This window comes from Caulobacter sp. GW821-FHT10A06 (assembly GCF_059415805.1).
The window spans coordinates 40944-54552 of sequence record NZ_JBWKNY010000007.1 but is presented as its reverse complement, the minus strand read 5'-3'; the positions used below and the strand labels follow the sequence as shown (position 1 = coordinate 54552).

At 69.7% G+C, this 13609-nt stretch carries 7 protein-coding genes and 1 pseudogene; 4 read left to right on the top strand and 4 right to left on the bottom strand.

Going from position 1 to position 13609, the window contains the following annotated elements; translation table 11 throughout:
* Positions 1–3 precede the first annotated feature (3 nt).
* The 3 genes from AC07NF_RS20970 to AC07NF_RS20960 are packed head-to-tail and all read left to right on the top strand — an operon-like array spanning position 4 to position 5466.
* Positions 4–780, top strand: coding sequence for an ImuA family protein (locus AC07NF_RS20970; protein WP_494627524.1), 777 nt, complete (start codon positions 4–6; stop codon positions 778–780).
* Positions 695–2230 carry a Y-family DNA polymerase gene (locus AC07NF_RS20965; protein WP_494627526.1) on the top strand — a complete coding sequence of 512 codons (1536 nt, stop codon included), beginning with the start codon at positions 695–697 and terminating at the stop codon, positions 2228–2230. Before AC07NF_RS20970 ends, AC07NF_RS20965 begins: the two co-directional genes overlap by 86 nt.
* Positions 2227–5466 (top strand): error-prone DNA polymerase, encoded by a 3240-nt coding sequence (locus AC07NF_RS20960; RefSeq protein ID WP_494627528.1) that lies wholly within the window; start codon positions 2227–2229, stop codon positions 5464–5466. Before AC07NF_RS20965 ends, AC07NF_RS20960 begins: the two co-directional genes overlap by 4 nt.
* Here AC07NF_RS20960 and cytX read toward each other — a convergent pair.
* Positions 5443–6714: a putative hydroxymethylpyrimidine transporter CytX gene (gene cytX, locus AC07NF_RS20955; protein WP_494627530.1), complete on the bottom strand. Its 1272-nt coding sequence runs from the start codon at positions 6712–6714 to the stop codon at positions 5443–5445. The two genes, AC07NF_RS20960 and cytX, sit on opposite strands and share 24 nt — an antisense overlap.
* Positions 6715–6872: 158 nt before the next feature.
* Between cytX and AC07NF_RS20950 the strand changes: the two genes are divergently transcribed.
* Positions 6873–9299 carry a TonB-dependent receptor gene (locus tag AC07NF_RS20950; RefSeq protein ID WP_494627532.1) on the top strand — a complete coding sequence of 809 codons (2427 nt, stop codon included), beginning with the start codon at positions 6873–6875 and terminating at the stop codon, positions 9297–9299.
* Between the two features lie 54 nt (positions 9300–9353).
* Here the strand turns inward: AC07NF_RS20950 and AC07NF_RS20945 are convergent, their stop codons facing one another.
* The 3 genes and pseudogenes from AC07NF_RS20945 to AC07NF_RS20935 form a co-directional block, all read right to left on the bottom strand.
* Positions 9354–11240, bottom strand: coding sequence for a polysaccharide biosynthesis protein (locus tag AC07NF_RS20945; RefSeq protein WP_494627534.1), 1887 nt, complete (start codon positions 11238–11240; stop codon positions 9354–9356).
* An 88-nt stretch (positions 11241–11328) separates the two neighbouring features.
* Positions 11329–12549 (bottom strand): molybdopterin molybdotransferase MoeA, encoded by a 1221-nt coding sequence (locus AC07NF_RS20940; protein ID WP_494627536.1) that lies wholly within the window; start codon positions 12547–12549, stop codon positions 11329–11331.
* 4 nt (positions 12550–12553) lie between these two features.
* Positions 12554–13484, bottom strand: a pseudogene (locus AC07NF_RS20935) (ferredoxin--NADP reductase).
* Positions 13485–13609 lie beyond the last annotated feature (125 nt).

Sequence of the window (13609 nt, the reverse complement as noted above, 5' to 3'; positions counted from 1 at the left end):
GGAATGGCCGGATCGCGCGAGGCGCGTCTTGCGGCCCTGAGAGGCCAGATCGCCGCGATCCAAGCGGGGACTCGGACTCCGACTCCGGTCCTGCCGTTCGGGGACCCGGCCATCGACGGCTGCTTCCCGGGCGGGGGCCTGCCCCTGGGCGGCTGGCATGAGGTGACGGGCGCGGGACTGCAGGACGAGACGGGCGCGGCGACGGCCGCTTTCGTCGGTCTGCTGCTGCGACCGCTGGTGAAGACGGGGGCGATCGTCTGGGTCGCCCGACGCAGCGATCTGTTCGCGCCGGGCCTGTTCGGCCTGGGCTTTCCGGCCGAGCGGCTGATCCAGGTCCGCACCCGCGACGAGGCCGAGACCCTGTCGGTGCTGGAGGACGCGCTGTCCACCCAGGGCGTCGCCGCCGCCGTCGGCGAGGCCGAGGCGCCCGACCTGACCGCCGGCCGCCGCCTGCAGCTGGCCTGCGAGAAGCGCGGCGGCTTCGGGGTGCTGCTGCACCGGCGGCCCTATGGCGGGGCCAGGAAGACGGCCGCCTCCGGCTCGGCCTCGTTCAGCCGCTGGCGGATCGGGCCGTCGCCGACCCCGCCGCCGGTCGACGATATCGGCCTGGGGCCGCCACGCTGGCGGGTCGAACTGGAACGCTGCCGGGGCGGACGCTCTGGCGCTTGGATCTTGGAAGCACAGGAGGCCGGCCATGGCCCGCATCCTTTCCGTCTGGTGTCCCAACTGGCCGATCACGACGTGGCGCCGACGGAACCCGGACTACGACTGGTCGGCTGAGGCGCCTCCGTTCGCCTTGCTGGCCACGGAAGGCGGAACCCGTTGCCTCGCCGCAGTAGACGACAAGGCGCGCGCCCTGGGCCTGTCCGCCGACCAGAAGGCCGCCGACGCCATGGCCCTGGTCCCGACCCTGGTCACCTTCGACTACGACCCGGCCGCCGACCGCGTGGCGCTGGAGGCCCTGTGCGACTGGTGCGTGCGGTTCTCGCCGGCCGTGGCCATCGACGGGACCGACAGCCTGTTCCTCGACATCACCGGGACCGACCACCTGTGGGGCGGCGAGGCGACTATGCTGGTCGACCTCGTCGCGCGGCTGGCGCGCTGGGGCGTGCCGGCGCGGGCGGCGATCGCCGACACGCCCGGCGCGGCCTGGGCCTTGGCGCGCTACGGCGACGACCTGGCCATCGCCGCGCCCGGCGCGCAGCGGGCGGCGATCGAGAGCCTGCCGGTCGCGGCCCTGCGTCTGGAGGACGCCGCCGAGGCCCAGCTGCCGCGCCTGGGCCTGCACCGCGTCGGGCAACTGCTGGTCCTGCCGCGCGCCCAGCTGGCCAAGCGGTTCGGCCTGGCGACGACGCTGCGTCTCGACCAGGCGCTGGGCATGGCCGCTGAGGCCCTGACCTTCCGCCGCCCGGCCACGCCCTGGTCCGACCGCCTGGCCTTCTTCGAGCCAATCAGCGCGCCCGAGGACCTGGCTCGCGTGGCCGGCGACGCCCTGGCCCTGATCTGCCAACGGCTGGAGGCCGAGGGGCGCGGCGCCAAGCGCTTCGAGGTCGTGTTCCATCGCCTGGACGGCAAGGCCTATCCGGTGCGCGCGGGCCTGGCCCGGATCGGCCGCGACGCCAAGCGGCTGACCAAGCTGATCGTCCCCAAGCTGGACAAGGTCGATCCCGGCTTCGGCATCGAGGTCGTTACCGTCCACGCCTGGGCGGTCGAACCCCTGGCGGCCGCTCAGGAGCGCCTCGACGCCGATGCCGATGCGACCCTGGACGAGACCCTGGCCCCGCTGATCGACCGCCTGGTCAACCGTCTGGGCGAGAACCGCGTGTGGCGGGCGGATCCTTATGAGAGCCACGTTCCCGAACGCTCGGTGATCCGCAACGCGCCGCTGGACCCACGGGCCAGCGCGAAATGGGATCCCGACCGCCCGCGCCCGGTGCGGCTCTTCAAACGCCCCGAAGCCATCACCGCCATCGCCAAGCTGCCCGATGACCCCCCGATGCAGTTCACCTGGCGCGGCCGCGCCCACCGCGTCCGTCGCGCGGAAGGGCCTGAACGCATCGGCCAGGAATGGTGGCGCGCCGGGGTGGGAGAGGCCGACACGGGACCGGGCAAGATCCGCGACTACTACCGGGTCGAGGACGACGTCGGCGGCCGGTTCTGGATCTACCGGCAAGGCCTGTTCGGCGAGGCGGAGACGCCAAAGTGGTGGATCCATGGGTTGTTCGGATGAGCGCTTACGCCGAACTCCAGACCACGACCAACTTCTCGTTCCTGCGCGGCGCCTCACACGCGGAAGAGCTGGCGATCGCGGGCGAAGCCTTGGGCCTCGCCGCCATCGGCATCGCCGATCGCAACAGCCTGGCGGGCGTCGTGCGAGGGTGGGCGGCGGCCAAGAAGCGCAACTTCCGCGTCCTGACGGGCTGCCGGCTGGACTTCATGGACGGCACGCCCAGCCTGCTTTGCTACCCGTCGGATCGGGAAGCCTTCGGCCGTTTGACGCGCTTGCTGACCGTTGGCCAACGCCGGGCTCCGAAGGGCGAGTGCCATCTGTCCTGGCAGGATTTCCTGGACCATTCGGATGGCCAGCTGGGCCTGATCATCCCGCCGAAGATGCTGGATGAAGCCTTCGAGCGCGACCTTGCGCGCATGGCCGGCGATCTGCGGGGACGGTCGTGGCTGGCGGGCGCCCGCGCCTACGCCGCCCAGGACCTGAAGCGTCTCTCACATCTAGACGCCCTGGGGCGTGAGGCCGGCGCGCCGATGGTCGCCACCAATGACGTGCTCTATCACGGCCCCGAGCGGCGACCGCTGCAGGACGTGATCACCTGTGTTCGCGAGCACTGCACGATCCAGGAGGCGGGCTTTCGGCTAGAGGCCAATGCCGAGCGTCACATCAAGGCGCCCGCCGAAATGGCGCGCCTCTTCGAGCGCTGGCCAAGGGCGGTCGAGCGCACGAGCGAGATCGTCGAACGGATCGGCTTCGGCCTGAGTGATCTCGATGAGAAATACCCTGATGAGCCCGTGCCGCCGGGCAAGACGGCCATGGAATACCTGACCGATCTGACCTGGAAAGGCGCGGCTTGGCGTTACCCGGGCGGGGTAGACCCGAAAGTCGAGGGGCAGCTCAAGGAAGAGCTGCGGCTGATCGAGAAGATGGATTACCCGAACTACTTCATCACCGTGCACGACATCGTTCAGAAGGCGCGGGAGATGGGAATCCTGTGCCAGGGGCGGGGCTCGGCCGCCAATTCCTCAGTCTGCTACTGCCTGGGCGTCACGGCGATCGACCCAACCGAACACCGTCTGCTTTTCACGCGCTTCATTTCCGAAAACCGCGGCGAGCCACCGGATATTGACGTCGATTTCGAGCACGAGCGGCGCGAAGAGGTGATGCAGTACGTTTACGAGCGCTACGGGCGCGAATACGCCGCCATCTGCGGCACGGTGATCCACTACCGACCGCGCAGCGCCATTCGTGATGTCGGCAAGGTTCTGGGTTTGACCGACGACGTCACCAACCTGCTGGCCGCGACGGTCTGGGGAAGCTGGGGCGATGACCTGCCGGAAGAGCATCTGCGCAACGCGGGCATCGACCCTGATGCGCCGGAGATCGCCCGTGCGGTAGCCTTGGCCACCGAGTTGATGGGCTTCCCTCGTCACCTGTCGCAACACGTGGGCGGCTTTGTCCTGACTAAGCGACGGCTCGACGAGACCGTGCCGATCGGCAATGCGGCCATGGACGACCGTACCTTTATCGAATGGGACAAGGATGACATCGACAGCCTGAAACTGATGAAGGTCGATGTGCTGGCGCTTGGGATGCTGACGGCCATCCAGCGCGCTTTCGGTATGCTGAGGAACGACCATGGCCAGCCGATCGTCGATCTGGCCGACGTCCCCAAGGAGCTATCCGGCGTCTACGACATGCTGTGCAAGGCCGACAGCATCGGGGTGTTCCAGGTCGAGAGTCGGGCGCAGATGTCGATGCTGCCAAGGCTGAAGCCGCGCGAGTTCTACGACCTGGTCATCGAGGTGGCGATCGTCCGGCCAGGACCGATCCAGGGTGACATGGTGCATCCGTATCTGAAGCGGCGGAACGGCGAGAAGGCGGAATTCCCCGAGCCTTTGAACGAACCGCACTGCAAAGGTGAGCTTCGCGGCATCCTGGGCAAGACCTATGGCGTGCCGCTCTTCCAGGAACAGGCCATGAGCCTGGCCATTGAGGCGGCCAAGTTCACGCCGGACGAAGCCGACGGCTTGCGCAAGGCCATGGCCACTTTCCGTAACCTGGGCACACCCGCCGAGTATCGGGACAAGTTCGTCGAAGGCATGGTCAGGCGCGGCTACGAACGTGACTTCGCCGAGCGGTGCTTCAAGCAGATCGAGGGCTTTGGCCACTACGGCTTTCCGGAGAGCCACGCGGCCAGCTTCGCCAAGCTGGTCTACATTTCGGCCTGGATCAAATGGGCATGGCCGAACGTGTTCTGCGCGGCGCTGATCAACTCGCAGCCGATGGGGTTCTATCAGCCAGCGCAATTGGTCCGGGATGCGCGTGAGCACGGAGTCGAAGTGCTGCCGCCCGACATCATGGCCAGTCTGTGGGACTGTACGTTGGAGCCGATGACAGCGGGCTTCCGCGCGCCGCGCATCCGCGAAGACAAGATCGCCGACTACGCCAACAGCCACCGTTGGAAAGCGGTCCGTCTGGGCTTCCGCCAGATCAAGGGGCTGAAGGAGAAGGGCGACATCGCGCCGCTGTTGAAAGCCCGCGCCGAAGGCGCCCGCACGCCCGCCGAGTTCGCCCAAGGCGGCGTGCCGCAGCGCGCGCTCGAGCTCCTGGCCGAGGCCGACGCCTTCGCCTCGGTCGGCCTCACCCGCCGCGAGGCGCTGTGGGCCGTGAAGGGGCTGAAGGGAGAGCACAAGGCGCCCGTGCAGGCCCCGCTGCTGGCCGGCCTGCCGCTGTTCGAGGACAAGGTCGCCCTGCCGGTCATGGGCGATCCGCAGGAGGTGGCCGAGGACTACCGCACCACCAGCCTGTCGCTGAAGGCCCATCCGGTGGGCTTCTACCGGCCGATGCTGGCGCGGCGCGGGGTGATCACGGCTGAAGAGCTGCTGACGGTGAAGGACGGGACCAAGGTCTCGGTGGCGGGCCTCGTCCTGATCCGCCAGCGGCCGGGCACGGCCAAGGGCGTGGTGTTCGTGACCCTGGAGGACGAGACGGGCGTGGCCAACGCCGTGGTCTGGAAGGACCGCTTCGAGGCCGACCGCAATGTGGTGATGACCGCCTCGTTCCTGGTCGTGCACGGTCGGGTGCAGCGGGCCGAGAACGTCATCCACGTGGTGGCCGAAGGCTTCACCGACCTCTCGGCGCACCTGTCGACCCTGAGGGACGAGCCTGGCGCGCCGGCCCCACGCGTGCGGCAGAAGGTTTCGGGGCGGCTGCTACGGAGCCGGGATTTTCACTGACGGCCACAGGCGGCGCAGGCCCCAGTACGCGGCTCCCGCCACGATGAAGCTGGGCAGGGTCGCACCCAGGTCCGGGAGCAGGCGGCTCAAGGCCTGGTAGGCGGCGACGCCGGCGACCCAGGCCAGCAGGGCGGGCAGGCGGACGCCGCCGGACGCCGCGATCGTCGCGCGGCGACGGATCACGAAGTGGTCGGTCAGCAGCACGCCGAACAGCGGCGCGAAGACCGAGCCGATCAGCAGCAGGAAACCCTCATAGCGGGCCAGCGGCGCGAACAGGGCGATGGTGGTGCACAGGCCGCCGAAGATCAGCGCCAGGTTGGCGGGCTTGGCCGGGACCAGGGTGGCGGTCGAGACGGCGGCCGAGTGGATGTCGGCGAAGGTGTTGTCGGTCTCGTCGATGACGATCAGGAACAGCGCGATGCCGCCGCCGCTGGCGGCCAGGGCGGTCAGCAGCAAGCCGTCGCCGCCGCCTGACGCCAGGGCATAGGCCGCGCCCAGGCCCATGAACCAGATATTGGCCAGCAGGTAGCCCAGGGCGCTGCCCTTGAACATGCCGCCGCTCGTGCGACCAAAGCGGGTGTAGTCGGCGATCAGCGGCAGCCACGACAGCGGCATGGCGATGACCAGGTCGACGCCGGCGCCGAAGCTCATCTCGCCGGTCCCGGCCTTGGCGAACAGGGCGGCCAGGTCGTGCTCGGCCAGGAGGCGCCAGCTCAGCCAGCCCGCGCCGGCCAACAGCAACCACAGGCCATAGGCGCGCAGGAAACGGCGGACGAATGACAGGGGGCCGACGATGGCCAGCCAGGTGGCCAGCAATCCGAACACCAGGGTCCAGATCATCGGGCTGGAGACGCCGAAGGTCTGCTTGGCCAGGGCGTCGGCGGCGTCGCGCATGGCGATGATCTCGAACGCGCCCCAGCCGACCAGTTGCACGGCGTTCAGCACGGTGGGGACGGTCGCGCCGCCCGCGCCCAGGGTCAGGCGCAGGGCGCCCATCGATGAGAGGCCGGTATCGGCCCCGACCACGCCGGCGGCGGCCAGCAGCAGGGCGCCCAGCACCGAGCCCGTGACGATCGCCGCCAGGGCCGCGCCCAGGCTGAGCCCAGGCACCAGGAACGCGCCGGCTTGCAGCACCAGCAGGCCGATCCCCAGGCTGAACCACAGCGAAAAGGCGTCGCGGGCCGTGAAGGCGCGGCGCTCCGCCGGGACCGGGGTCAGGGGATCATAGGTGTCGTCGAGCTGAGCCATGGCCCCGTTTAGCAGCTGACCGGCGCCCACGCGAATTGCGGGTTTATGGCCAAGCTGTGTCGCGCCGGCCGTGAAAGCGTCACCATTCAGTCGAATCAATGTCTGGTTGCGGGCGCGCTCTTGGGGTTGAGGCCACGGGGGTGGCTTAGGGGGATGCGATGGACTTGAGCCTGTTGGCGCTGGGCGGCCTGGCGGCCGCGCTGGCCTTGGACGCCGCGCCCGACCCGGTCCCGGCGGCGCCGCGTGAGACACCGGTGTCTTGCGACGAGGTCGAGGGCGAGGCCGCCAAGGCCAAGTGCCGGCGCGAGCGCAACGAGCTGGACCCCCTGACCATCGAAGGCGCCAAGCCCGGCGACACCGAAGGCCTGCTGGAACCGGAGCTGGAGCTGGACGAGGAGGCCATCCGCACCCTGGGGGCCAATACGCTGGGCGATTTGATCGCCAAGCTGGCGCCGGTCCTGGCCAATGCCCGGGGACGCAGCGACGAGCCGCCGATCATCCTGATCAACGGCCAGCGCACGACCGGCAATATGAGCGATATCCCGACCGAGGCGATCCTGCGCATCGCGCCGCTGCGTGAGGAAGAGGCCCTGGCCCACGGCTATCGCGCCGACCAGTTGGTCATGAACGTCATCCTGAAGAAGCGCTTCAACGCCACCACCGTGACCAACGAGGGCCAGTGGCTGGTAGAGGGCGGCCGGGCGTCGAGCGACCAGTTGGTCAACCTGTTCAAGGTTCAGGGCGAGGGACGAACCCTGGCGACGGCGCGTTATCATCGTGACTCGCCATTGTTCGAGGACGAGCGCGGCGTGGTCCGCACGCCCGTGGCCGGCAGCGCCGAGGCCCTGGCCGACCAGGTCGTCGTCGGCGGCGACCTGACCGCCGCCCGCACCCTGCTGCCGCGCACCGAGCAGGCCAAGCTGGAGATGACCCACACCCGCCCCTTGCGCGGCGGAACCATCGCGACGCTGGGCGGCGATTTGCAGGTGGGCAGCAGCGTCAGGTTTCGCGGCTTGCCGGGCGTGGCGCTGGATCCGCCTGGCGACCTCGACATCTATCGCTACATCGACGCGCCCGAGGCCCTGAAGGTGCGCAACGACACCCGCAAGGTCGGGGTGGTCGCCGGCCTGTCGGGCCGCAAGACGCACTGGCGCTGGAACCTGGATGGCGGCGTCGACCGCAGCGAGAGCGCCTCGCGGATCGGACGGGGCCTGGACACCAGCGCCCTGCGCGCGGCCGTGGCGGCGGGCGAGGTCGATCCTGTCGTAGCGATTCCGGACGGCCTGATCCGCTACGCCCCGCGCGACACCGCCGACTCCGTGGCCACCAGCGCCAAGCTGGACATGACGTTGAACGGAACCCTGGCCGGCCTGCCGGCGGGGCGCATGCGGGCCACGGTCCGTCTGGGCGCCGATCATCGCCGGTTCGATTCCGAGAGCGTCCGCTCGGGCGTGCGTGTCGACCAGGTCCTGACCCGCGATCGCGCCACCGTGCAGGCCAGCCTCGATACGCCGCTGGTCGACAAGGCCGGACCGCTGGCCTTCCTGGGCAAGCTGTCGCTGAACGCCAACGGCCAGTACGAGCAGTTCTCCGACATCGGCGGCCTGCTGACGGCCGGCGGCGGGGTGAACTGGACTCCGATGAAGCGCCTGAACGTCTCGGCCGACTATGGCTGGGAGGAGGGCGAGCCGACGCCCCAGCAGATGAACGACCCCGTCCAGCAGACCGCCGCCACGCCGGTCTATGACTACGCCACCGGTCAGACGGCGTTCGTCACCCTGACCTCGGGCGGCAATCCGAACCTGCGGTCCGACAGCCGGCAGCTGGTCAAGCTGGGCGTCAACTACAAGCCGTTCGAGACGCGTGATCTGCGACTGTCGACCAACTATGTCCGTACACGGATTGATGATCCGATCGCGGGTTTTCCCTCGGCCTCGGCGGAGCTGGAAGCGGCCTTTCCCAGCCGCTTCACCCGTGACGCCCAAGGTCGGCTGACGGCCATCGACACGCGGTCCGTCAACTTCGCCCATGCCGACACCGAGGACCTGCGCTCTCGCGTGACCTATGTCCGGCGCTGGGGCGGACCCAAGCCGGGGACCGGGCCCAAGTCGGTGTTCATCGCGCTGAACGACCGCTGGCGGCTGCGCGACGACGTGACGATCCGCGAAGGCATGGCCCCGTTGGACAAGCTGAAGGGCGCGTCGCTGGGCCAGTTCAACGCCTCGCCGCGTCACGAGATCAACCTGTCGGTCAATCTGGGCCTGCCCGGCTATACCTTCACCGCAGCGGGCTTCTGGCGCAGTCCAACGCGCGTCGATGGCGGCGCGCGGGGCCAGGACCTGCGGTTCTCGACTCCGCCGGTCCTGATCCTGATGACCACCGTGGACCTGGGCGCCAACAAGGCGTTGGCCAAGGACCGCCCGTGGCTGAAGGGGACCAAGCTGAACCTCGGCCTGGAGAACGTCTTCGACAGCTACATGCACGTCCGCGACAGCCAGGGCCGCACGCCGGAGGCCTATCAGGAGGCCCTGGTGAAGACGGCGGGCGGGCGCGCGGTGCGGGTGAGTTTGCGGAAGCAGTTTTGAGCGGGAGGGAGGTTCTAGGACCTAGTCTGACGCAGGGCATGTCGGCAGCCTGGACTAGGACGCCCGGATCTTCACCACCTTGGACGGGCCGACCTGGCGCAGGTCTTCGACCAGGTCGAACAGATGAGCGCGGACGGCGGCTTCGTCGCCGGCTTCGGCCAGGGCGTCCAGGGTTTCCAGGCGTTCGTCGGCGATGATCGGGGCGGCCGAGAGGCGCAGGGCCTCCATGATGCCGGGGGCCTTGGGACGGGCGACTTCGTTCACGTCCAGCAGGGTCTCGGTCAGCTTTTCGCCGGGACGCAGGCCGGTGATCTGGATCTCGATGTCGCGGCCAGGGACCAGGCCCTGCAGCTCGATCATCCGTTTGGCCAGGTCGATGATCTTGACCGGCTCGCCCATCTCCAGGGTCAGCACGCCGGCCTCGTCGGCGTCGGCGGCGATCATCGAGAGCGCGACGGCGCGCAGCACCAGCTGCACGGCCTCGGGGATGGTCATGAAGTAGCGCTCGACCGCCGCGTCGGTCAGGGTGACCGGGCCGCCACGGGCGATCTGCTGCTGGAAGATCGGCACGACCGAGCCGGCCGAGCCCAGCACGTTGCCGAAACGCACGATGCTGACGCGCATGTCGCCGCCGCCGCCGTACTGACGGGCCACGGCTTCGGCCACGCGCTTGGCCGCGCCCATGACGCTGGTCGGGGCCACGGCCTTGTCGGTGGAGATCAAGGCCAGGTGCGCCGCGCCGCAGGCCTTGGCGGCGGCCGCGACGTTGCGGGTGCCCAGCACGTTGGTGCGCACGCCCTCGCAGGGGTGGTTCTCGACCAGGGTGACATGCTTCAGCGCCGCGGCGTGGAAGATGATGTCGGGCTTCATCTCGGCGAAGACGCGGGTGACGCGCGAGGCGTCGCGGACGTCGCACAGCACTTCGCGGCGCAGCAGGCCGGGGTGGCTGTCGGCGATCTCGCGGTCGATGTGGAACAGATTGTATTCCGAGGTGTCGACCATGGTCAGCTGGGCGCAGCCGCTGGCGGCGATCTGGCGGCACAGCTCCGAGCCGATGCTGCCGCCGGCCCCGGTGACCAGCACGCGGCGGCCCGAGACCAGGGCGCGGACGGGCTCGGGATCCAGGCGCACGGGCGGCCGGCTCAGCAGTTCTTCCAGGCTGATCTCGCGCAGGGCCGGGCCGCTGGCGGCGGCGCCCATCTCGACCACGCCGTGGCGACGCAGCAGGCGCACGCCCTCGGTCTTCAGCCGGCCCAGGCGCTCGGCCCCGAAGGTGCTCATGGCGCTGTCGGTCAGGAACAGGATGGCGGACGGCGACAGACCGCTGTCGCGCAGACGGGCCAGCACGCGGTCGAAGTCGGCGATGGCGCCCAGCACGCAGACGCCGCGCAGCTCGTCGCCGGTCTCGCGGTCCATCGGCGAGACGACGCCGATCGGGGTGTAGCGCTCGCCCAGGCCCGCCGGGGCGCGCAGGAAGGCGTCGGCCTCGCCCGCAGAGCCGACGATCAGCAGGCGCGGCAGGGCCGGGTGCATCGACGCGGGACCCAGGCGCAGCACCGAGTCCAGCAGCTGGCGCTCGTGCAGGCTGCGACGGATGACGCGCAGGGCCGACAGGAAGGTGCCCTGGAACAGGGCCGCGCCGGCCACCGTGCGCAGGCCGCCGTCGATGCCCGGATGGGCAAAGCGGGTGATGACCATGAAGGTCGCGGCGGTCAGGAAGGCCGAGCGGAACAGGCGCAGGTGGTCGCTGGCCGAGACGAAGCGCCAGGGCGCGCGCTCGACCCGGAACAGCAGTTCGACAACCAGGGACGCCAGGGCGTACAGGCCCGCCTGCACCAGCGTGTCCGTCGTGAAGGGCATGTCGATGACGAGATACCGGCCGACCAGCAGGGCCACGAAGGCCAGCAGGACGTGCGTTCCGATCTTGCCTACATGCCCCATGAAACGAACCTCTCGAGCCTGAAGGCCGGGGCGGGCCCCGGTGGAATCGTTCAAGCAACTAGCACGGCAATCCGTCGCCGTCGCGGTTTCAGCCGCGATGCAGGGGCAGAACTTCGACGACATCGTTCGCCGAAGCAGCGGGCGCGCCCGCGCGGCGACGCACCAGAGCATCCGCCCGCGCGAAGACGCCGACCAGCGAGGAATCCTGATCGGGGAAAACGCTGGCGACGGTTCGCCCCTCGGGATCGACCGACAGGGCCGCGCGCATCCAGTGTTCACGGGGGCCGCCGGCGGGCAGCGGGGCGGCCAGGCGGGCCGGGACCAGGCGGACCTCGGGATCGCCGTCCGCCAGGGCCGTCAGCAGCGGCCGCAGGAACAGCTCGGCGCAGACCATGGCCGAGGCCGGGTTGCCGGGCAGGCCCAGAACGCGGCGGCCATTACCGAGGCGACCGCTCCAGGTGGGTTTGCCGGGGCGCACGGCCACGGTCTCGACGACGAGCTCAAGGCCCAGCGTGCGCAGGGCCGGCTTGACCAGGTCGTGATCGCCGACCGAGGCGCCGCCGACGGTGACGATCAGGTCGGCCTCGACGGGGTGGACGGCCTCAGCGATGGCCGGCGCGTCATCGGCCGCGGCGGTCAGGCGGAAGGCTTCGCCGCCCCAGGCCTGGATCAGCGCGGCCAGGGCGAACGAGCCGCTTTCGAAGATCTGGTCCGGACGGGGCGCAGCGCCGGGCGGGACCAGCTCGTCGCCGGTGGCCAGGATCGCCACGCGCGGCCGACGGGCGACCGGGACCTGGGCCAGGCCCGCCGAGGCGACCAGGCACAGCCGCCACGGATCGATGACGACGCCGGCCTCCAGCAGGACATCGCCAGCCCGGAAGTCGCCGCCGGCGGGGCGGGTGTTGGACTTGGGATCGGCGCCGGCCTCGAAGCGAACGGTATCGCCCTCGCGGACGGCCTCTTCCTGGATGACGACGATATCGGCGCCGGCCGGGATCGGGGCCCCGGTGAAGATGCGGACGGCTTCGCCGGCCTGGACCACACGCGTGAAGGCCTTGCCCGCCGCGCTCTCGCCCGCGACCGCAAAGGCCTTGCCCGGCGCATAGTCGGTTCGCCGGATCGCCCAGCCGTCCATGGCCGAGGCGTCAAATGGCGGCTGATGGCGGTCGGCCACGACAGGCGCGGCCAGGACGCGGTTCAGGCTTTCGGTGAGCGGAACGGTCTCGACGCCCAGGCGAACGGCGCCGTCCAGGATCCGGGCGCGCGCCTCTTCGACCGTGAGGTTCTTGAGCGGGCGCGCGTCCGTCACAGGCTTAGCCGACGAACGCCCGCTCGATCACGAAGTCGCCCGGCTCGGCGTTGGAGCCTTCCTTCAGGCCGTGGGCCTCCAGGAGATGGGCGGTGTCCTTGATCATGGCCATCGAGCCGCACAGCATGGCGCGGTCGTGCTCGGGATCGAACTTGACCTGCTCCAGGCCCAGATCGGCGAACAGCTTGCCGCTCTCGATCAGGTCGGTGAAGCGGCCCTGACGCTCGAACGCCTCGCGGGTCACGGTCGGGTAATAGACCAGCTGGGCCTTGGCTTCGTCGCCGACCAGCGGGTCCTCGTGGATCTCGCTGGTGAAGAGGTCGCGATAGGCCAGTTCCTGCACTTCACGCACGCCGTGGGCGACGATCACCTGCTCGAAGCGGCTGTAGGCGTCGGGGTCGCGGGCGACAGACAGCCAGGGCGCCAGGCCCGTGCCGGTGCCGAACAGGAACAGGCGCTTGCCCGGGCGGACGGCGTCCAGCACCAGGGTGCCGGTTGGCTTCTTGCCCAGCAGGATGTCGTCGCCTTCCTGGATCTGTTGCAGGCGCGAGGTCAGCGGACCGTCCGGCACCTTGATCGAGAAGAACTCCAGTTCCTCGGCGAAATGCGGCGAGCCGATCGAATAGGCGCGCAGGATCGGCTTCTTCTCGTCCTCGCGCGGCGGCAGGCCGATCATCACGAACTCGCCCGAACGGAAGCGGAAGCTGGCCGGACGGGTGATGGCGAAGCTGAACAGGCGGTCGGTCCAGTGTTTCACCCACAGCACCTTCTCGGTGAAGTACGGGGCTTCTTTCACGGGAGCGGCAGCGGTCGCGGTGGCCGTCATCTGAACTCTTTGAATCCTTGGCGCGCGGAGGCGCGGAAGAGGGCGGATGCGCCGGTCGGCTCGGCGCGGATGGACGCCGCTACGGCCCTGTAGGCGGCTGCTGTCTCATTTGAGCACGGCCGTCTCCATGTCAACGCCGGTTGTCTAAAGCCGACTTTGGAAAAACTCAGCGTTCAGGGCGCGGGCGCGGCGCTGTGTCGGGGAGTCGAAAGATCAGCGCAGTATTCGCGAGCC

What these genes read in the sequence shown, in the direction of transcription:
- AC07NF_RS20970 (WP_494627524.1), top strand. Translation starts at nt 4, where the DNA reads ATGGCCGGATCGCGCGAGGCGCGTCTTGCGGCCCTGAGAGGCCAGATC.
- AC07NF_RS20965 (WP_494627526.1), top strand. Translation starts at nt 695, where the DNA reads ATGGCCCGCATCCTTTCCGTCTGGTGTCCCAACTGGCCGATCACGACG.
- AC07NF_RS20960 (WP_494627528.1), top strand. Translation starts at nt 2,227, where the DNA reads ATGAGCGCTTACGCCGAACTCCAGACCACGACCAACTTCTCGTTCCTG.
- cytX (WP_494627530.1), bottom strand. Translation starts at nt 6,714, where the DNA reads ATGGCTCAGCTCGACGACACCTATGATCCCCTGACCCCGGTCCCGGCG.
- AC07NF_RS20950 (WP_494627532.1), top strand. Translation starts at nt 6,873, where the DNA reads ATGGACTTGAGCCTGTTGGCGCTGGGCGGCCTGGCGGCCGCGCTGGCC.
- AC07NF_RS20945 (WP_494627534.1), bottom strand. Translation starts at nt 11,240, where the DNA reads ATGGGGCATGTAGGCAAGATCGGAACGCACGTCCTGCTGGCCTTCGTG.